The organism is Achromobacter sp. (assembly GCF_050285565.1).
Lineage (GTDB): Bacteria > Pseudomonadota > Gammaproteobacteria > Burkholderiales > Burkholderiaceae_B > Achromobacter.
In genome coordinates this window covers 445,084-464,743 of the sequence record NZ_JBLZXG010000006.1, presented here as the reverse complement: position 1 = coordinate 464,743, position 19,660 = coordinate 445,084, and the positions used below count along the sequence as shown (strand labels likewise).

Annotated in this window: 18 protein-coding genes; 11 read left to right on the top strand and 7 right to left on the bottom strand. The window is 69.0% G+C overall.

All coding sequences use genetic code 11. The annotated features are described in order from the left end of the window. Positions 1-301: 301 nt before the first annotated feature. The 3 genes from ACN6O8_RS15630 (at position 302) to ACN6O8_RS15620 (ending at position 3,961) form a co-directional block, all read left to right on the top strand. Complete coding sequence (locus ACN6O8_RS15630; protein ID WP_427991929.1) at positions 302-1,792, top strand: PAS domain S-box protein; 1,491 nt, start codon at positions 302-304, stop codon at positions 1,790-1,792. Positions 1,793-2,045: 253 nt separating this feature from the next. Continuing rightward, complete coding sequence (bioB, locus tag ACN6O8_RS15625; RefSeq protein ID WP_427991928.1) at positions 2,046-3,071, top strand: biotin synthase BioB; 1,026 nt, start codon at positions 2,046-2,048, stop codon at positions 3,069-3,071. After that, on the top strand, positions 3,068-3,961 hold the full coding sequence (locus ACN6O8_RS15620; protein WP_427991946.1) for an EamA/RhaT family transporter: 894 nt from the start codon (positions 3,068-3,070) through the stop codon (positions 3,959-3,961). The genes bioB and ACN6O8_RS15620 overlap by 4 nt, the downstream gene beginning before the upstream one ends. A 14-nt stretch (positions 3,962-3,975) precedes the next feature. On the opposite strand, the gene ACN6O8_RS15615 is transcribed toward ACN6O8_RS15620, so the two are convergent. Continuing rightward, positions 3,976-5,394: an MFS transporter gene (locus tag ACN6O8_RS15615; RefSeq protein WP_427991927.1), complete on the bottom strand. Its 1,419-nt coding sequence runs from the start codon at positions 5,392-5,394 to the stop codon at positions 3,976-3,978. Between the two features lie 89 nt (positions 5,395-5,483). Beyond that, complete coding sequence (locus ACN6O8_RS15610) at positions 5,484-5,987, bottom strand: peroxiredoxin (RefSeq protein ID WP_427991926.1); 504 nt, start codon at positions 5,985-5,987, stop codon at positions 5,484-5,486. A 231-nt stretch (positions 5,988-6,218) separates the two neighbouring features. On the opposite strand from ACN6O8_RS15610, the gene ACN6O8_RS15605 reads away from it, so the two are divergent. Further along, positions 6,219-6,644 (top strand): hypothetical protein, encoded by a 426-nt coding sequence (locus tag ACN6O8_RS15605; RefSeq protein ID WP_427991925.1) that lies wholly within the window; start codon positions 6,219-6,221, stop codon positions 6,642-6,644. A 288-nt stretch (positions 6,645-6,932) separates the two neighbouring features. On the opposite strand, the gene ACN6O8_RS15600 is transcribed toward ACN6O8_RS15605, so the two are convergent. Both ACN6O8_RS15600 and ACN6O8_RS15595 read right to left on the bottom strand, forming a co-directional pair. Further along, positions 6,933-7,817, bottom strand: coding sequence for a dienelactone hydrolase family protein (locus ACN6O8_RS15600; RefSeq protein ID WP_427991945.1), 885 nt, complete (start codon positions 7,815-7,817; stop codon positions 6,933-6,935). Between the two features lie 62 nt (positions 7,818-7,879). Next, positions 7,880-11,317: a DUF748 domain-containing protein gene (locus ACN6O8_RS15595; protein ID WP_427991924.1), complete on the bottom strand. Its 3,438-nt coding sequence runs from the start codon at positions 11,315-11,317 to the stop codon at positions 7,880-7,882. Between the two features lie 308 nt (positions 11,318-11,625). On the opposite strand from ACN6O8_RS15595, the gene moaC reads away from it, so the two are divergent. The 5 genes from moaC to ACN6O8_RS15570 are packed head-to-tail and all read left to right on the top strand — an operon-like array spanning position 11,626 to position 14,563. Further along, a complete protein-coding gene (moaC, locus tag ACN6O8_RS15590) occupies positions 11,626-12,114 on the top strand; it encodes a cyclic pyranopterin monophosphate synthase MoaC (RefSeq protein WP_427991923.1) in 489 nt (162 codons plus the stop codon). Beyond that, complete coding sequence (locus ACN6O8_RS15585) at positions 12,095-12,346, top strand: MoaD/ThiS family protein (protein WP_427991922.1); 252 nt, start codon at positions 12,095-12,097, stop codon at positions 12,344-12,346. Before moaC ends, ACN6O8_RS15585 begins: the two co-directional genes overlap by 20 nt. Positions 12,347-12,351: 5 nt before the next feature. Beyond that, positions 12,352-12,834, top strand: a complete 483-nt coding sequence (locus tag ACN6O8_RS15580) for a molybdenum cofactor biosynthesis protein MoaE (protein WP_049075647.1) — start codon at positions 12,352-12,354, stop codon at positions 12,832-12,834. After that, on the top strand, positions 12,831-13,352 hold the full coding sequence (moaB, locus tag ACN6O8_RS15575; RefSeq protein ID WP_427991921.1) for a molybdenum cofactor biosynthesis protein B: 522 nt from the start codon (positions 12,831-12,833) through the stop codon (positions 13,350-13,352). The genes ACN6O8_RS15580 and moaB overlap by 4 nt, the downstream gene beginning before the upstream one ends. Positions 13,353-13,357: 5 nt before the next feature. Then, on the top strand, positions 13,358-14,563 hold the full coding sequence (locus ACN6O8_RS15570; RefSeq protein WP_427991920.1) for a molybdopterin molybdotransferase MoeA: 1,206 nt from the start codon (positions 13,358-13,360) through the stop codon (positions 14,561-14,563). Here ACN6O8_RS15570 and mobA read toward each other — a convergent pair. Genes mobA through ACN6O8_RS15555 form a run of 3 tightly spaced genes read right to left on the bottom strand, consistent with a single transcriptional unit; the run spans position 14,548 to position 17,370 of the window. Next, the gene (gene mobA, locus ACN6O8_RS15565) at positions 14,548-15,171 is read right to left on the bottom strand and encodes a molybdenum cofactor guanylyltransferase MobA (protein WP_427991919.1); all 624 of its coding nucleotides are present in this window, start codon (positions 15,169-15,171) and stop codon (positions 14,548-14,550) included. The genes ACN6O8_RS15570 and mobA overlap by 16 nt on opposite strands. Then, complete coding sequence (gene moaA, locus ACN6O8_RS15560) at positions 15,164-16,258, bottom strand: GTP 3',8-cyclase MoaA (RefSeq protein WP_427991918.1); 1,095 nt, start codon at positions 16,256-16,258, stop codon at positions 15,164-15,166. Before moaA ends, mobA begins: the two co-directional genes overlap by 8 nt. A 35-nt stretch (positions 16,259-16,293) precedes the next feature. After that, positions 16,294-17,370 (bottom strand): substrate-binding domain-containing protein, encoded by a 1,077-nt coding sequence (locus ACN6O8_RS15555; protein WP_427991917.1) that lies wholly within the window; start codon positions 17,368-17,370, stop codon positions 16,294-16,296. A 158-nt stretch (positions 17,371-17,528) separates the two neighbouring features. Here ACN6O8_RS15555 and ACN6O8_RS15550 point away from each other — a divergent pair, with 158 nt between their 5' ends. Continuing rightward, positions 17,529-18,086, top strand: coding sequence for a formate dehydrogenase subunit gamma (locus ACN6O8_RS15550; RefSeq protein ID WP_427991916.1), 558 nt, complete (start codon positions 17,529-17,531; stop codon positions 18,084-18,086). Next, the gene (locus ACN6O8_RS15545) at positions 18,083-19,654 is read left to right on the top strand and encodes a formate dehydrogenase beta subunit (RefSeq protein ID WP_427991915.1); all 1,572 of its coding nucleotides are present in this window, start codon (positions 18,083-18,085) and stop codon (positions 19,652-19,654) included. The genes ACN6O8_RS15550 and ACN6O8_RS15545 overlap by 4 nt, the downstream gene beginning before the upstream one ends. Positions 19,655-19,660 lie beyond the last annotated feature (6 nt).

Below are 19,660 nucleotides of genomic sequence, written 5' to 3'. Positions count from 1 at the left end.
CGGTAGTTCAGTTGGTTAGAATACCGGCCTGTCACGCCGGGGGTCGCGGGTTCGAGCCCCGTCCGCTCCGCCAAGCATCTTGTGTGTGTCCCAGCAACCCGCAAGACCAGTTGTCCCGCAGGAGTCCTCCTGCACTGCGCCGGAAGGCGCCCGCCAAAAGCTCCGGATTCCGGGGCTTTTTTGCTTTGCGCGGCGGCAAGCGCCGTCACGCCCCTCCCCCCTCTCGTCCGTTTATCCTCTGGACAGGCCACGCATCGCAACGCATCCTGTGCGCTTGTGCCAGCCAAGCCAAGAGGCCCACGTGACCGCCAGCAACAACGCCCCCCACGCGCATCGCCAACACCTGCAACGCATCATCGCAGGCTTGAACGAAGGCATCGTCCTGCTTGAAGCGGATGGCGCCATTGCCTGGGCCAACGCCAGTGCGCTGGCGTTGCACGGGGTCGAGACGCTGGAAGCGCTGGGCCAGACACCCGCGGGCTACCGCAAGCGCTACGCGCTGACCTACCGTAACCATCATCGCGTGCCGGCCCGGCAGTATCCGCTGGATCGCCTGGCCGCGGGCAGCGCCTTCGATGACCTGCTGCTCGACCTGAGCCGCAAGGACGACGCCGATTTCCTGCGCCATGTACGCGCGCGCGGGCTGCTGCTCGAAGCTGACGGCACCGACTACCGCGTGTTGATCCTCGATGACCAGACCGAGCAGTTCAACGCCGAGCAACGCTTCGAACGCACCTTCGCCGCCAACCCCGCGCCGGCGCTCATCTGCCGGCTGTCGGACTTGCGCTATGTGAAGGTGAACCAGGGCTTTCTGGACATGACGGGCCTGACGCGCGAGGCGGTGCTGGGCAAATCGGCCTATGAGCTCGACGTGCTCGACGGCGGCGCAGACAAAGACGATGCGGTCGCCAAGCTCAACGCCGGCCTGACCATCGGCCAGCGCGAAGGCGTGCTGCGGCTGACGGACGGCGGCGCCAAGTTCGTCATCGTCGCCGGCCAGCCGATCGACATGCAGGGCGAGCCTTGCATGCTGTTCACCTTCATCGACCTGGAAAAGCGCAAGCGCGCCGAAGAGGCCCTGCGGCAAAGCGAGGAACGCTTCTCCAAGGCCTTCCGCCTGGCGCCGGTGCCCATGGCGTTGTGCGAGGGCGATTCGCTGCGCGTGCTGGACATCAACGATGCCTACGTGCAGGCCGTCGGCGTCTCGGCGCAGGCGGGCGCGGGCCGCGAACTGACCGCGCTCGGGCTGCGCCCGTACGAGGGCATGGCCGCCAGCCTGACGCGTGGCGAAAGCGTGCGCAACCGCGACGCCGCGCTGATCACGGCCGATGGCGCGCAACTGGACTGCCTGGTATCGGCCGAGCCGGTCATGATAAACGGCGAGCGCCGCGTGCTGCTGGTGGTGCAGGACATCAGCGAGCGCAAGCGCACCGAGACCGAACTGCTGACCGCCATCGAGGCGGTGATGCAGGACACCTCGTGGTTCAGCCGCGGCATCATCGAGAAGCTGGCGCAGTTACGCGCGCCGGCCCCGGCTACCCGCGACGTGGCCGAGCTGGCGCAGTTGACGGCGCGTGAGCGCGAAGTGCTGGGCCTGCTGTGCCAGGGTCATGACGACGACGGCATCGCGCGCCAGTTGCGCCTGTCGCGCAATACCGTGCGCAACCATGTGGCAACCATCTACAGCAAGATCGGCGTGCACCGGCGCAGCGCGGCCATCGTCTGGGCGCGTGACCGTGGCATCACCGGCTACGAGAAACCGAAGGCGCGCGGCAAATCGCAGCCAGACTGAAACGCGCCCGCCGCGTTTACAAATTGAATCAAAATAATCGCGCCCACGGCTGCGCGAAGATGCCGCCGTGTTAGCAGGGCGGCACCGCCAAAAATCGCCATCTTCTTCGAAAACCACCACAAACCACCCCCAAAAGCAGACACTGACGCCAGGTTGCGCAAACCCTGCGCAGCTTCATACGATCCGCCGATCAAAGCCGCCTCCGCCCCGAGGCGGGCGGCGCGATCCCCGCAAGCCCTCCTGGAGTCCGTTCATGCAGACCGCCTACATTCCCGTTCCCAAGCCGACCAAGCCGCAGCCCGCGCCCGCCTGGAGCCGCGCCGCCGTGATGGAACTCTACGACCTGCCGTTCATGGACCTGGTGTACCGCGCGCAGCAGACGCACCGCGCCCACTTCGACCCCAACGGCATCCAACTGTCGAGCCTGCTGTCGATCAAGACCGGCGGCTGTCCCGAGGACTGCGGCTACTGCTCGCAATCGTCGCGCCATGACACGGGCCTGGAAGCCGACAAGCTGATGCCGCTGGAAGCGGTGCTGGCCGCGGCCCGCGCGGCGCAGGCCGGCGGCGCGCAACGCTTCTGCATGGGCGCGGCCTGGCGCAGTCCCAAGCCGCACCACCTGGAGGCCGTGGCCGAGATGATCAGCGCGGTCAAGGCGCTGGGCCTGGAAACCTGCGTCACGCTGGGCATGCTGCGCGAGGGCCAGGCCGAGCAGCTCAAGCAGGCCGGCCTGGACTACTACAACCACAATCTGGACACCGCGCCCGAGTTCTACGGCAAGGTCGTCACCACCCGCACCTACCAGGATCGCCTGGACACGCTGGAACGCGTGCGCGAGGCCGGCATCAACGTCTGCTGCGGCGGCATCATCGGCATGGGCGAATCGCGCCAGGAGCGCGCCGGCCTGATCGCGCAACTGGCCAACATGGAGCCCTATCCCGAGTCGGTGCCGATCAACAACCTGATGCGGGTGGCGGGCACGCCGCTGGCCGATGCCGAGCCGCTCGACCCGTTCGAGTTCGTGCGCACCATCGCGGTGGCGCGCATTACCATGCCGCGCGCCATGGTGCGCCTGTCGGCCGGGCGCGAGGCCATGGACGACGCGATGCAGGCGCTGTGCTTCATGGCCGGCGCCAATTCGATGTTCTACGGCGATGTGCTGCTGACCACCGGCAACCCGCGCATGGAGGCCGACCAGCGCCTGTTGCAACGCCTGGGCATGCGCGTGGATGCCAGTCAGCAGGCTCACGCCCACCAGGACGTGGCGGCATGCCGCTGACGCCCGGCCTGTCCTACCTGCTGGCCAGCGTCACGTGCAGCGTCGCCGTGGCGGCGATGCTCAAGCTGGCGCGGCGCTGGCAGGTGGACGTGCGCCAGGCCATCATGGTGAACCACGCGGTGGCCGCGTTGCTCTGCTGGCTGCTGCTGCGGCCAGATCCGGCCACCTTGCTCACGCCACAGACGCCCTGGGCCGTGCTGCTGACGCTGGGCCTGCTGCTGCCCAGCGGCTTCATGGCGATGGCGCTGGCAGTGCGCCACGCGGGCGTGGTGCGCAGCGACGCGGCGCAGCGCTTGTCGCTGTTCATCCCGCTGCTGGCGGCGTTCCTGCTGTTCGGCGAGCCGGTGAGCGCGCGCAAGCTGGGGGCCATCGCGTTGGCCTTCGCCGCCCTGTTCTGCCTGCTGCGCCGCCCCGCCAGGACGGGCGAGGCGCCGGGCCCCGGGAACCACGCCGGGACGGATGTGGCGCCTGGCCGCGCCTTGTGGATGTGGCCACTGGCGGTATGGGTGGCTTATGGCCTGGTGGACATCCTGTTCAAGCAGATGGCGCGGGCCGGCACCGCGTTCGCGGGCGGCCTGCTGCTGGCGTTCGCGCTGTCCAGCGCGTTGATGCTGGCCTACCTGTCGTGGCGCCGCGCCGCGTGGGCGCCGCGCCACCTGGCCGCCGGCGTGGCGCTGGGCGCGGTGAATTTCGGCAACATCATCACCTACATCCGCGCGCACCAGGCGCTGCCCGACCATCCGGCGCTGGTATTCGCGTCCATGAACATGGGCGTGATCACGCTGGGCACGCTGGTCGGCGCGCTGGTGTTCCGCGAACCGCTCAGCCGGCTGAACGGATTGGGACTGGCCCTGGCGCTGGCGGCCATCCTGCTGATGGCGCCCTGGTAGACGGGTTGCCGGCCTCAGGTGCCGGTGCGCGGCTGGCGCGCCGGCGCGTCGGCCGCGACCGTCTCGACAGCTTCGGCGACCGCGGGCGCGGCGGCCGGATCGACCGCGCCGCCCGGCGGATCCACGGCGCCCGCCCCTTCCACCGGCGCGGGCGCGGCCGACGGATCGGGCTGAACCATTTCGATGCCGATGTCGTTCTCGACATCGACGCGGGGGTCGAGCACGGCGGCGGCTGGCGAGCTTTGCAGCGTGTCGGGCATGGGCACGAAATGCACCGGCGCCTCGTCGACCTGGTGCACGCCGGTGACGCGGGTGGGACGCACCTGCCACACCAGGATCAGGGCGCAGGCCGAGATGAAGACGTAATACATGCTGTGGCCGGCCACCGACATCAGCACGCCCGCGATCATGGGGCCGACGCAGGCGCCCACGCCGTAGGTCATGAGCAGCACGGCCGACAGGCTGACACGGCGTTCGGATTCGACGTGGTCGTTGGCGAAGGCGGCACCCAGCGGATACAGCGTGAATTGCAGCACGCCGAAAACGCACGACAGCAGCACCAGCGCCCAGAACGGCAGCGTCAACCACCCCCACATGGCGGCCGGCAGCAGCACCAGCAGCAGCGCGTTGAAGCGGATCAGGCCGGCGCGGTTGATGCGGTCGGACAGCCAGCCCATGGGCCATTGCGACAGCAGCCCGGCGGTGACGGCGGCGGCCACGAAGATGGCGGCCTGCGAGGTGGTCATGCCGTGCTTGGCGCCGTAGACGGCGGCCAGGCCATAGAAGGCGCCGGACAGGTTGCCCGCCACGAACAGCACGGTCATGGACAGGGGCACGCGGCGCATGAAGAAGCGGATGTCGAGCGCGGCCGGCAGCGGCGTGGGCGGGTGCGAACGGGCCGTGACGGCGATCGGCACCAGGCACAGCACCAGGCACATGGCCACCAGCGTCAGCGGCCGCAGGTCGAGCGTGGCGTAGGCGGTCAGGGCCAATTGGCCCAACACGGTGCCCAGGCCGGACACCACCATGTAGACGGAGAACACGCGTCCGCGCTGGTGGTTTTCGGTCTGTTCGTTGAGCCAGCTTTCGATGACCATGAATTCGGTCACCATGACGATGCCGGAGATGACGCGGAACACCAGCCACAGCGGCATGGAGTCCACCAGCGTCTGCGCCAGGATCATGCTGGTGGCGACGGCGGCACAGGCAACGAAGGCGCGGATGTGCCCGACGCGGATGATGAGCTTGTGTCCCAGCCGGGCGCCGCACACCAGCCCCAGGTAGTAGCCGGCGATCAGGGCGCCGATCCAGACCTCGCTGACCGATTGCGCGGTCAGCCTCAACCCCATGTAGGTGTTGAACAGGCCGGTGCCGATAAGCATCAGCAGGGTCGCCACGTACAGCGACGAGAAAGAAGAAATGGTTGCGAGCATGGCGTCTGGCTACTCCTGCCGGGGAGTAGCGACGCGGGCCGCCGGGGCGGCCCGCGCATTGAGCGATGAAACAGGAACTGCGCGGAAAATCAGAGTTGCGACAGCAGGGTCGCGGCGTCGCTGACTTCGAACTTGCCGGGGCCTTCGACGTTCAGTTGCTTGACCACGCCGTCGACGATCAGGGCGGAGTAGCGCTGCGAGCGCACGCCCATGCCGCGCTGGATCAGGTCCAGTTCCAGGCCCAGGGCCTTGGTCCAGAGGGCGGAGCCGTCGGCCAGCATGCGAACCTTGCCGGCGGTCTTCTGTTCGCGGCCCCAGGCGCCCATGACGAAGGCGTCGTTGACCGACACGCACCAGATTTCATCGACGCCCTTGGCCTTGAGGGCGTCGGCCTGCTCGACGTAGCCGGGCAGGTGTTTGGCCGAGCAGGTCGGGGTGAAGGCGCCGGGCAGCGCGAACAGGGCGATGGTCTTGCCCCGGGTCAGGTCGGCGACCTGGAAGGCGTTGGGGCCGAGCGAGCAGCCTTCGCTTTCGGTTTCGATGAATTCGGTCAGGGTGCCGTCGGGCACGCGATCGCCGACTTTGATGCTCATGGGGGGATCTCCAGTGTTGGGGGGTTGCATTGGGGCGGACGTGCCCCACAGCCCTCATCATAGTTCCTGCGCGCGGCGCTTGCTGGCCGCGCGGACAGATCGGGAAAAAAACCCGCACAGTCTGAAACGACTCCATACGCGAAGCGGCGCGGGGATCGTTGCCATAATGTGAGGGTGTGATCAATGCCCGCGCGCGGGGGCCGCGCGCGGGCGCTTTGCGGAGAAAAACCGATGCGCAAGATGCTGATCGGCCTGGCCTTTACGATGGCCGCGGCCGCCCCGGCCTGGGCCGCGCCCGACGCGGCCGAGCAGGCCCAGTTCGAATCCTTCGTGGTGGCGGCGGGCGCCTCCAACGGCGCGGCCCGCGCGTGCGGGGCATCCGAGCCCGACCTGGCGCAGCACCAGGCGACCTCGCGCGCGAACCTCGAGCGGTATGCCAAGGAGTACGGGTTTTCGGCGGCGGGGTATGACGGGCTCTACCAGAAGGGGCTGGACGATGGGACGCGGATGATGGAAGACATGAAGCGCTCCGGCGTCGATGGGTGCCGGGGAGTGCTGGGCAGTTTTCAGAATGAGCGGGTGATTTCCTATGAGGATATGAAGGCGGCGTTGGCTGAAGTCAGTGATGGGTTGCCGGGGGAGAGCGCGGAGAAGTGAATTGTGTCGCTTGATGGGCGAAAAGGTTGAGTTCTTGAGCCGCCCGGCGTGACGGCGGCAGGCGCGGGCGGCCTTGTTCCCGTGCGACATGAAGGATCGCGGCGCGTGGCCTTAATCTCCCTCGTGCCGCGCCCTCCCCCCCTCGCGCAGCGCCCCCCTCGACGCACGACAATGCGTATGCCGTGACCGGCTGCCCGCGCAGCCGGTCACGGCGGGCGACGCAAGATCTCTCCCCTCACTCCGCCCGAGCGCCGCCAGGGGCGGCCTACGAAGAACAACAGTAACGCCTCAACCGCCCAACCCATTCTGCTTGAACCAGTCAAGCATCCTCTGCCACGCCTGCTCCGCCTCGGCCTTGCGGTAACTCGGCCGGTAGTCGGCGTGGAAGGCGTGCGGAGCTTCGGGGTAGACGTCGATGCGGGAGGCCTTGGCGGCGGCGGGGCCCTTGGCCAGTTCGATGCGCATCTTGTCGACATCGGTCTGGGGGATGCCGGCGTCCTTGCCGCCGTAGGCGCCGAGAACGGGGGCCTTGAGGTCGCTGGCCAGGCTCAGGACGGAGCGGGGCTTGAGTTCGCTCGGCTCGCCGCCCAACTGACCGTACCAGGCGGCGCCGGCCTTGAGCTTGGGGTTGTGGGCGGCGTAGAGCCAGACCTGGCGGCCGCCCCAGCAGAAGCCGAGGATGCCGAGCTTGCCGTCGCTGCCGCCATGGCCGGCGGCCCAGGCGGCGGTGGCGTCGAGGTCGTCCTGAACCTGCTTGTCGGGCACCTTGCCGATGATCTCGGCCTGCAGCTTGGGGATCTCGGTGTATTTGGACGGGTCGCCCTGGCGCGCGAACAGTTCCGGCGCGATGGCCATATAGCCCAGGTGGGCCAGGCGGCGGCAGACGTCCTGGATGTATTCGTGCACGCCGAAGATCTCGGACACCACCAGCAGCGTCGGCAGGTTCTTCTTGCCGGCGGGCATGGCGCGGTAGGCGGGCATCTTGCCGTCGGCGACGGGGATGTCGACCTTGCCGGCGGTCAGGCCGTTGGCGTCGGTCTTGATCGCGGTCTGGGCGACAGCGGGGCCGGCGGCCAGCGAAAAGCCGGCCGCCACGGTGGTGGCGATGAAGCCGCGCCGATTCAGTTTCAGCGGCGGCAGCAGGCTGTCGAAATGCGCGTCCTGGTCTTGCATCATGCATCTCCGGGCAAAGGACGGCCGCCGGACGCGGGCGCGTCCTGGCGAACCGCCGGGGTTCACTTCAGGGAGAAGTCCACGCGCGAGGGCAGGCCCTCGTCCTTGATGCCATCGGTGTCCAGTTGCGGGGCAACGATGAACACGCGATCCGCGAGTCCTTCCTGGGCTTGCAGCTTGTCATACACCGCCTGCGCGCGCGCATCGGCCAGTTGGCGCAACTGCTCGTCGCCCACCGGGGCCGCGGCGCGCAGCATCTCCTCCATCTGTTGCGGCGGCACGGACTTGGCCATGCCGATGAAATTGCGCGGCTTGTCCTTGAGGTCGGTGTCGTCGTAGACCGCCTCCAGGTACTTGGCGCGCTCGGCGCCGGAGACCTCGACGCCGGCTGGGTTCGGTTTCTTGCCGCGCGGAGCGATGTCGCGCGCCTTGGCCAGGCGGATCTGCGCGTCGACCCAGGCCTGGCGCAGGCCTTCCAGGTCGGTCTTGGGATCGGCGCGGCCGCTCAAGTCCATCTTGAGCGCGGGGCGGTCGGCCAGGGCCTTGGTCAGGGTCTCGATGCGCTGCAACGTGTCGTCGGTGAGCGCGGCGCTGCCGGGCGCGAATTCCACGTACGACAGTTCCTCGCCGCCGCCGAAGGCGGACGCCAGCAGGCTGAACGGCGAGGTGACGGCCTTGACCACCAGGTTCAGCAGCACCCGCACCACGATGCCGCCGACCGAGAATTCGGGGTCGTCGAGCGAACCGGAGATCGGCAGGTTGATGTCGATGTTGCCGCGCGAGTCCTTCAGCAGCGCCACGGCCAGCAGCACCGGCAGCTTGGTGGCGTCGGGGCTGTTGGTCTTGTCGCCGAAGGTGAGCTGGTTCAGCACCACGTGGTTGGTGGCCAGCAGCGCGCGGTCCTTGATCTTGTATTCCAGGTCGACCGAGAGCTTGCCGCGCTTGATCGGGTAGCCCACGTACTTGGCCGAATAGGTGTTGAAGCGCGGCAAGTCCACGCCCTTGGCCGAGGCCTTCAGGTCGAGCGACAGGAACTTGGCGAACGGCTGCACCACGCCGCTGATGGACAGCGGCGCGGTGGTGTAGACGCGGCCGGTGACCTTGACTTTGGCGGGCTGCGGATTGGTGGACGACACCGCCGTGATGGAGCCGTCGATGCTGGACAGCTCGGCCACGTAATTGGGTTTGACGAAGCGGTCGGTGAAGGTCATGCGGCCGCGCGTCAGGGTGACGCTGTGGAGCGAGATATCGGGCATGCCGCCGCCCTTGGCGGCGGGCGCCGGCGGCTCGGCGCGCCGGCCGGGGGTCTGCGTGTCCTGGGTGATGGAGCCGCCGGCCTGGCCGGGCGCCGCCACCAGATCCATGACGTTCAGGCGGCCCTGGGCGTTCAGCAGGATGCGGCCGTAGAAGTCATCGAGCGCGATGTCGCCCAGGCCGGCCACGACCCGCTCGCCGGCCACGGCCACGTTCATGCCAGAGAACGCCAGGCGCTTCCAGTTGAGGAAGTCGTCCTTGTTGACGCGGTCCTGCAGGTCGACGTCGGTGATCTCGACGCCGCCCTTCCAGCCGGCCTTCAGCGGCGCGTTGCCGTTGGCGGCCGCGAATTCGGCGTCGCCCTTGGCGCCCAGCGTGATGGCGCGCACGGTGGCGTTCAGGCTGGAGGCGAAGTACGGCGCGAACGAGGCAACGTTCAGGCCGGACAGCTCGACCGAGGTCTTGACGCTGAGCGGCTGCGGCGTGAAGGCGCCCTTCAGGTCGAGCTTGCCGCCGCCCTGGATGCCGGCCGCGGTCAGCGTGAAATTGCTGGCGCCGGGCCCCATGGCGAGGCGCTCGGCGGTGACGACCAACTGTTGCAGCGCGACGTCGAGCGCGGGATTCAGGGTTTCGTCGCGCGCCTTGAACTGGGCCAGTTCGGCGCGCACGCCGCTGGCGGAGGCGTCGATGGCGCCGTTCCTGTCCAGCACATGCACCTGCGCCGTCAGGCCCAGGCGGCCGTCCTGCAACAGGATCGGCGACAGGCTGCGCACCGCCGGCGCGAATGGCGCCAGCGCCACATTGCCCATGCGCACCGCCAATTCCAGCGACAGCGGCTGCAGCACCAGCGGGCCCTTGGCGCGGATCCAGCCACCATCGGTACTGTTGTCCACGGTCAGCCACAGGTTGATGGGCTCGCCCTTGACCTGCGGCAGCGCCACGCCTTCGACAGTGACGGCCAGGCCGGTCAGGGTGTAGTCGAGCTTGCTGATGGCGTCGGTGACGTAGAGCTCGCCTTCGTGGATGTTGAAGGCGTCCAGCGTCACCTTCCATTCGGCCGGCGCGGCGGGCTTGGGCGGGGCGTCGGCGGCCAGTGGTATGTCGGTGGCGGCGGGCGGGGCGCCGGTGGGCGCGGACGCAGTGGCCGGAGCGGGTTGGGCCGCCGGCGCCGGGCCGCCCAGTTGCTTGAGCTTGTCGGCCACATCCTGCCAGTTCAGGTGCTGGTTGCTGTAACGCCGCGCGTAGACCTGCGGCGCCCACAGGTCGACGCCGCCCACGTAGACCTGGCGCGCGATCGGTTCGAGTTCGAGGCGGGTGACGGTCAGCGCGCTCCAGGCCGCCAGGCTCTCGCCGGCGCTGTCGCGCAGGTCGAATTGACGCAGGCCCATGTCGCCGACCACACGGATCTTGGGCGGCGCGTCCTTGGGCTGCTCGAAGACGATCTGCAGGTTCGAGTCGAGCAGCGCGCGCTCAAGCTTGAACGGCAGCGGCATGGGCCAGACGTCGGCCCACTTTTCCAGCTGCAGTCCGCTGAAGGCGACTCGCAGCGTCGACGACGGCACCTTGTCGAAGGGCCGCGCCACGCCGGTCAGGTCGAACGGGCTGCCGTTGATGCGCAAATGCAGGCGCGGCTGCACGTCGATGTCGGTGGCGTAGCCGAAGGTGGAGATGAAGGGCACGCCCACGGCCAGTTCGTCGACCACCTGCTTGCGGCCGGTGACCTTGTCATCGAGGGTCACGACCCCGCCCTCGATCACCATGTTGTTCAGCGAGAAGCGCGGCAGGCCCGCATCGGGCTTGGGCGGCTCGTCCGGCTTGGCGGCCGTCATCTCGGCCACGCGCTGCTGCACGTCGGAGAAGTTAAAGCGGGTGACGTCCTCGCGCACGATCGACAGCGTCGGCGCGCGCAGGGTGAAGCGGTCAACCACCGGCGCGAACCAGAACAGCGAGCTCCAGGCCGCGCTGACGTCCAGTTCGGCGGCCGTGAACAACGGCGTCTGCGAGCCGGGCTGCGCCACGGCAAGGTCGTGCGCGCGCACTGTCAGGGTGAAGGGGTTGAAGGTGATCTTGCCGACGGCGACATCGCGGCCCAGCATCTTGGCCACGTCCTGAGTCAGCACGTTGTGCAGCACCTTGGGCACCTGCCAGGCGGCGATGCCACAGAGGATCAGCGCCGTGGCCACGACGCCCAAGAGGATCTTGCCTAAGCGGCGGGTAAACCGGAACTTGGGCATCCGCAAGGGCATTGTGCGTCTCCTGGTACGAATCGAAGGCCATTATCGCGTCCTTCGAGCAAATTGGGGGGCTTTTTGCAGCCGGGCGCCAAAAGCGAAAATGCCCCCGCAGGGGGCACGAACGCGCGAGGCGCGGCGGCCACGCGGGGACGCCTGCCGGCCGCGGCCCCGCGCGCGGCGCGGGCCGAATGCCGCCGCGCTTATCTTTGCTCAAGGCGCGGTGGCCGGCGGCTCGACTATCATAGGGCGTATCAGCGGCCCGCCACGGCCTGCCGGGACCGCTCTTTTCAATCATTAACAATTCTCGATCCCGATTCCCAATGTCCACGCCCGCCCCCACCTTGAGCCACCTGGATGAAGCCGGCCAGGTCCGCATGGTCGACGTCATCGGCAAGTCCGACACCGAACGCGTGGCCGTCGCCACCGCCAGCGTCCGCATGAACGCGGTTGCCTATGGCCTGCTGACGCAGCCCGGCCAGGGCAAGGGCGAAGTGCTCAACACCGCGCGCGTGGCCGCCATCCTGGCGGCCAAGCGCTGCGCCGAGCTCATCCCCCTGTGCCACAGCCTGCCGCTGTCGTTCGTCGGCGTCGAATTCGCGCTGGACGACGCGGCGCACCGCATCGACATCCTGGCCACCTGCCGCACCAGCTACAAGACCGGTGTCGAAATGGAAGCCATGACCGCCTGCAGCGTCGCCGCGCTCACCATCTACGACATGTGCAAGGCCGCCGACAAGGGCATCGTGATCGAACAAGTTCGCCTGAAGTACAAGGCGGGAGGTAAAAGCGGTGAATGGCGCAACGATTAACCTGCTGTATTTCGCCCGCGTGGCCGAACTGGTCGGCAAGCGCTCGGAAGCCTGGCCGGTCGCGGGCGAGTCCACCGGCGCGCAGTTGCTGGCCGCGCTCGGCGAGCGCTATCCGCAACTGGCCCCGGCCGCGCGCCTGAAGCTGGCCATCAACCAGACCCACGCCAAGCCGTCGGCGCCGATCCGCGCGGGCGACGAGGTCGCGGTGTTCGAACCCGTCACCGGAGGCTGAGCGCCATGGTCATCGTGCAGGAAGCCGACTTCGACGGCGCCGCGCTCACCGCCGCCCTGCGCGCCAGCGCCGGGCCGGGCGTGGGCGGCATCGTCACCTTCGTGGGCTATGTGCGCGACTACGCGCCGGACACGCCCACCGACACCCTCTACCTGGAACACTACCCCGGCATGTGCGAGCGCGAGCTCGAAGACATCGCCGCCACCGCCCGCGCGCGCTGGAACCTGGACGGCACCGTGATCGTGCACCGGGTCGGCGCCCTCGCCCGCAATGCCCAGATCGTGTTCGTGGCGGCCGCCAGCGCCCATCGCGGCGACGCCTTCCGCGGCTGCGAATTCATCATCGACGCGCTCAAGACCCGCGCGCCCTTCTGGAAGCGCGAAACCCTCGCCGGTGGCGACAGCTTCTGGGTGGAACAGCGCCAATCCGACCAGGACCGCACGCAGTCCTGGGACGCCGATACCCCGCCCCCCAAGGAGACTCCATGAACGACGCCTCCCCCGTCTCGCTGGCCTGCGCCGTGCTGACGGTCAGCGACACCCGCAGCGCCGGCGACGACACCTCCGGCAACCTGCTGGCCAACAGCCTGGCCCAGGCCGGCCACCAGTGCGTGCGGCGCGACATCGCCAAGGACAACATCTACCAGATCCGGCGCGTCATCAGCGACTGGATCGCCGACCCCGAAGTGCAGGTCATCCTGACCACCGGCGGCACCGGTTTCTCGCACGGCGACCACGTGCCGCAGGCGATCCTGCCGCTGCTGGACCGCGAGATTCCCGGCTTCGGCGAACTGTTCCGCCAGATCTCCTTCGAGGAAATCGGCAGCTCGACGATCCAGTCGCGCGCCTTTGCCGGCGCGGCCAACCAGACCCTGCTGTTCTGCCTGCCCGGCTCCAACAACGCCTGCGAGACCGCCTGGAACCGCATCATCCGCGAGCAGCTCGACAGCACCCACCGCCCCTGCAATTTCGCCACGCATTTCCAACCCCGCGACCAAGACCACTGATACCCATGCTGGATTTCGACCAAGCCCAGACCCTGCTGGCCAACGCCGCCGCGCCGCTCGCGCGCCGCGAAACCGTCGGCCTGGACCAGGCGCCCGGCCGCGTGCTGGCAGCCGACCTCGACGCCACGGTGGACATTCCGCCGGCCGACAACAGCGCCATGGACGGCTATGCGCTGCGCCTGGCCGACTGGCAGCCGGGCGCGCGCCTGCCGATCCAGCAGCGCTGCTACGCTGGCGACACACCGCAGCCGCTCAAGCCCGGCCACGCCATCCGCCTGTTCACCGGCAGCCTGATTCCCGAGGGCGCCGACGTGGTGGTGATGCAGGAAGACACGCACGAGGCCGACGAGCAGGTCGAGATCACGCGCCAGCCGCGCCCCGGCCAGCACATCCGCCTGCGGGGCGAAGACACCCTGGCCGGCGCCCCGCTGTTGCCCGCCGGCACGCAGTTGCAGGCCGGCCACGTGGCGCTGCTGGCCTCGCAGGGCCTGGCCAGCGTGCCGGTGTACGGCCGCCTGCGGGTCGGCATCCTGACCACCGGCGATGAACTGGTGGCCCCCGGCGGCGCGCGCGAGCCGGCGCAGATCTACAACTCCAACGGCCCGATGCTGGCCGCGCTGGTGCGCGGGCTGGCGGCCGAACCGACCCACGTGCTGCATGCGCGCGACACCGAGGCGGACCTGCTGGCCGCCTTCAAGACGCTGCTGGCCGATTGCGACCTGGTGCTGAGCGTGGGCGGCGTGTCGGTCGGCGAGCGCGACCTGGTCAAGCCGGCGCTGGCCGCGCTGGGCGGCGAGCTGTCGCTGTGGAAGGTGCGCATGAAGCCGGGCAAGCCGGTGGCGCTGGCCATGATCGGCGACAAGCCGGTGGTCAGCCTGCCGGGCAATCCGGTGTCGGCCTACGCGGTGTTCGCCATGCTGGTGACGCCGCTGGTGCGCCGCATGCAGGGCCGCGCGGAACTGTTCCCGCCGGTCAGCCGGCTGCCGCTGCGCACCGAGCATCCGCGCCAGGACAGCCGCGAGGAATTCCTGCGGGTGCAGCGTCGCGCCGGCGATGACGGCAACGCCGAACTGGTGCCGTACGGTCACCAGGGTTCCGGGGTGATCAGTTCATTGCCGTGGTCCACCGGCCTGGCACGCCTGCCCGCCGACGTGCGGGTGCAGGACCGCGACCGCGTGCCCTACTACGACCTGCGTCACTGGCTGGCGTAGCGCTCGGCCGCCGCCAGGTCGTCGGGCGTGTTCAGGTTCATGAACGCGCCGGGCGCGCCGTCGAACGGCGCGCCCACGCCGCCCACCCGCGACTGCCACAGGCCGACCTTGCGTTCGCCGGCCGCGAGGTAGTCGCGCAGCATTGGCAGCAGCGATACGCGCAACGCCATGCAGGCGGGATGGCGCTGGCCCCCCGCCGTCGCATAGGCCAGGGGCGCGCCCGTCACCCGCGCCGCCGCGATCAGGCGTTGGGCCAGGTCGGCAGGCAGGAACGGCGTGTCGCACGGCGTCACCACCAGCCATTCGCACGGCGCGGCGGCCGCCAGGCCGGCGGCCAGGCCCGCCAACGGCCCCTGCCAGGCGCCCACGGCATCGGTATCGTCGGCCACCACCCGGCCGTAGCGGGAATAGATATCGGCATTGCGATTGGCACTGACCAGGAGCGGCCCGACCTGCGGCGCCAGGCGCCGCGCCACGTGCGCCACCAACGGTTCGCCACGCAGCGTGACCAGCCCCTTGTCGCTACCCCGCATGCGCGAACCCTGACCGCCGGCCAGGATCAGGCCGGCCACCTGCCGCCGGTCGAACGCGGGCAATGTATCAGCCACCGATGTAGCTCATCTCGACTTTGCGGGCCGGGTCGGCCATGTTGCGGCCGCGCTGTTCGGAATAGTTGTCGCCGCGGGCGGCCCAGATGCCCGTGAGGATGGCGGCCAGCTCATCGTCGCTGGCGCCATCGCGCAGCGGCGCGCGCAGGTCGTGGCCCTCGTGGCCGAAGAGGCACAGGAACAGCTTGCCTTCCGGCGACAGGCGCGCGCGCGTACATCCGCCACAGAAGGCATGGGTGACACTGGAGATGACGCCGATCTCGCCAGCGCCGTCGCGGTAGCGCCAGCGTTCGGCGACGCGGCCCATGTCCTCGGTGCAGATCGGTTCCAGCGGATAGGTCGCGCCGATGCGCGCCAGCACTTCCGCGCTGGGCACCACTTCGGTCAGGTTCCAGCCGTTGGTGTTGCCCACGTCCATGTATTCGATGAAGCGCAGGATGTGGCCGCTGCCGCGGAAGCGCTCGGCCATCGGCAGGATCTGCGCGTCGTTCAGGCCGCGCCGCACCACCATGTTGACCTTGACGGGCGCCAGCCCGGCGGCGGCCGCGGCATCGATGCCGCGCAGCACGTCGTCGGGCGTGAAGCCGCTGTCGCTCATGTCCTGGAACATGGCCGCGTCCAGCGCGTCCAGGCTGACCGTGACGCGGTGCAAGCCGACGCTCTTGAGCACCGCGGCCTTGCGTTCGAGCAGGCTGCCGTTGGTGGTGAGCGTCAGTTCGAGCGGCCGGCCAGCGGGGGTGCGCAATCCCGACAGCAGGCCCACCAGGTTTTCCACATGCTTGCGCAGCAGCGGCTCGCCGCCGGTCAGGCGGATCTTCTCGACGCCCAGGCGCGCGAAGACGCCGGCCAGGCGGGCGATTTCCTCGAACGACAGCAGGTCGGAGTGGCGCATGAAGACGTAGTCGGTGTCGAAGACCTCGCGCGGCATGCAGTAGGTGCAACGGAAGTTGCAGCGATCGGTGACCGAGATGCGCAGGTCGCGCAGCGGCCGCGCGCGCCGGTCGAGCGCGGGCTGGCCCGCGGCCGGCGGCGCGACGGGCGCCGGACGATCGATACGGCGATCAGCCAGGAGGATCACTTTGCTCATGGGAACATCATAGCCCGGCGCCCGTGGTGGCGCGCCTAGGAAAATGCCTCTTCAAGGGTCTGCAGACGGCCGGTATCGCGCGCGTCGTAGCCGACCAGCTGGCCGACGTAGCCGACATAGTCGGGGCTGCGCATGATGGACAGCAGATCGCGCATGGCGGGCGTCTCCAGCGCGCTCTTGCGGATGGCGAAGAAGTAGCGCTCGCGCACCAGCGGAATGAAGTCCAGGCCGAAGCGGCAGGCGGCGGTCTCCACGCCGACGCCGGTGTCGGCCATGCCGCTGGCGATGTGAGCGGCGATCGCCATGTGGGTGAATTCGTTGGTTTCATAACCCCGCACCTCGCTGATCGAAACGCCGGCGCGCTGCAGCATCAGGCTGACCAGGTAGCGGGTGCTGGAGCCGATCTGGCGGTTGACGAAGCGCACGTCCTGGCGCGCCAGGTCGGCCATGCCGGTGATGCGCTTGGGATTGCCGGCCATCACGAACAGCCCGGTATTGCGCACCGCCAGGTGGATCAGCAGGTATTCGTCGGCGTGCAGCCACTGCGCGTAGCGGTCCATGATGGGCGCCTCGAAGTCGCCCAGCGGCACCTGGAAGCCGGCCAGGTCGCACTCGTGCCGCTCGAGCGAGGCCAGCGCCTCGATCGCGGTGCGGTAGCGCAGTTCCAGCCCGGGCTTGCGCCCGCCCATGTGTTCCATCAGCGATTCCACCGCGAAACCGTGGCTGGCGTGCAGCCGCAGGTGCGGGTCGCTCTCCGGCAGCAGCCGCGCCAGTTCCTCCTGCAATTCAGAGGCCAGGCTGTCGAGCGTAGGCATCAGCCGCGCCTCGATGCGGCGGTTGGCCCACAGCAGGCGCTGCGCGAACGGCGACAGTTGCGTGCCCTGACGCCGGTTGGTGATCAGCAACTGGGTGCCGAAGATGCCCTCGAAACGACGCAGCACGCCCCAAGCGTGGCGGTATGACAGATCGCAGGCGCGGCAGGCGCCGGCGATGTTGCCGGTGGCGTCGATGGCGGCCAGCAGGGCCAGCATGTCCTGCAGCGGCACGGGGGCGCCGTCGTCTCCGCCCAAGGTCCATTGCGGCCGCAGGCCGATGCGGAACTTATATGTCATTTATTTCTTATTGAAGGCGATTAATTACCTGTTTAGAGTACACAAATAACGCAGGGCATGGGATTTTTATATGTTTTTCTATGCATATAAATCAACCTGACCTCGCATCAGAACAGCCCCCTCCCCACGGGGTCCCAGCACTACTGGAGGAGACCGCCATGCGTCAGCGCGAGGCAAAATCCGATCTGGCTTCCACCGGCGGCGCCCGTGGCGGCGCAATGGCTCTGGACGCCGCCCAGGCGTCCGCCAGCCCCGCGGTGGCCGCCACCGCCCGTATCCTGGCCCGCCTGAAAGACCAGCCCGGCCCCTTGCTGCCGGTGCTGCATGCGGTGCAGCATGAACTGGGCTGTATTCCGGCCGAGGCGGTGCAGACCATCGCCGAGGCCCTGAACCTGTCGCGCGCCGAAGTCCACGGCGTCATCACCTTCTACCCCCATTTCCGCGGCGAAGCCGCCGGCCGCCACACGTTGGAAGTGTGCCGCGCCGAAGCGTGCCAGGCGATGGGCGGCGAACAACTGGCCGACCACGCGCGCCGGGCGCTGGGCTGCGATTTCCACGCCAGCACGCGCGACGGCGACTTCACGCTGGAGCCGGTGTACTGCCTGGGCCTGTGCGCCCAGTCGCCGGCGGTGATGCTGGACGGCCAGCCGCACGCCCGCGTCACGCCTGCCAAGCTCGACCGCCTGCTGCATCGCGTGCGGGAGGCCGGCCAATGAGCACCCCCACCCTGATCTACGTGCCGCGCGACGCCGCGGCGCTGGCGATGGACGCCGACGCCGTGGCCGCCGCCATCGAACTGGCCGCCGACGAACGCGGCCTGGCCGTGCAGGTGGTGCGCAACGGCTCGCGCGGCCTGTTGTGGCTGGAACCGCTGGTGGAAATATCCACGCCCGAGGGCCGCCTGGCCTATGGCCCGGTGCAACCCGAGGACGTGCCGGCGCTGTTCGACGCCGGCTGGCTCACGGGCGGCGCGCATCCGCTGCGCCAGGGGCTGACCGAGGAGATCCCTTATCTCAAGCAGCAGGAGCGCCTGACCTTCGCTCGCGTCGGCGTGATCGATCCGCTGTCGCTGCAGGACTACGCCGCGCATGGCGGCCTGCAGGGCCTGAAGCGCGCGCTGGCCATGGAACCGGCCGCCATCGTCGAAGAGGTGCTCACCTCCGGCCTGCGCGGGCGCGGCGGCGCGGCCTTTCCCACCGGCATCAAGTGGAAGACCGTGCTGGGCTCGCCGGCCGACCGCAAGTACATCGTCTGCAACGCCGACGAGGGCGATTCCGGCACCTTCGCCGACCGCCTGCTGATGGAAGGCGACCCCTATGTGCTGATCGAGGGCATGACCATCGCCGGCCTGGCGGTGGGCGCGACCTACGGCTATATCTACGTGCGTTCCGAATACCCGCACGCCATCGCCACGCTGGAAGCCGCCATCGAACGGGCGCGCGGCGTCGGCTGGCTGGGCGACGACGTGCACGGCAGCGGCCGCCGCTTCGACCTGGAAGTGCGCAAGGGCGCCGGCGCCTATATCTGCGGCGAGGAGACCTCGCTGCTGAAAAGCATCGAGGGCAAGCGCGGCGTGGTGCGCGCCAAGCCGCCGCTGCCGGCGATCGCCGGCCTGTTCGGCAAGCCGACGGTCATCAACAACGTGATCTCGCTGGCCACCGTGCCGATCATCCTGGCCAAGGGCGCGGCCTATTACCGCGACTACGGCGTGGGCCGCTCGCACGGCACGCTGCCGTTCCAACTGGCCGGCAACCTCAAGCAGGGCGGGCTGGTGGAAAAAGCCTTCGGCCTGAGCCTGCGCGACCTGTTGTACACCTTCGGCGGCGGCAGCGCCTCGGGCCGGCCGCTGCGCGCGGTGCAGGTCGGCGGCCCGCTGGGCGCCTACCTGCCGGAATCGCAGTGGGACGTGCCGCTGGACTACGAAGCCTATGTGCAGATCTCGGCCATGATCGGCCACGGCGGCCTGGTGGCGTTCGACGACAGCGTCGACATGATGCGCATGGCGCGCTACGCCATGGAGTTCTGCGCCATCGAGTCCTGTGGCAAGTGCACGCCCTGCCGCATCGGCTCGACCCGCGGCGTGGAAACCATCGACAAGATCGCCGCCGGCGGTCCGGGGCGCGAGCAGCAGGTGCACCTGCTGCGCGACCTGTGCGACACCATGCTGGGCGGATCGCTGTGCGCGCTGGGGGGCATGGCGCCCTACCCGGTGCTGTCCGCGCTGAACCACTTCCCGCAGGACTTCGGCATCGCGTCCTCGCCGTCCGCCGTCCACTCCGCCTGAATCCGA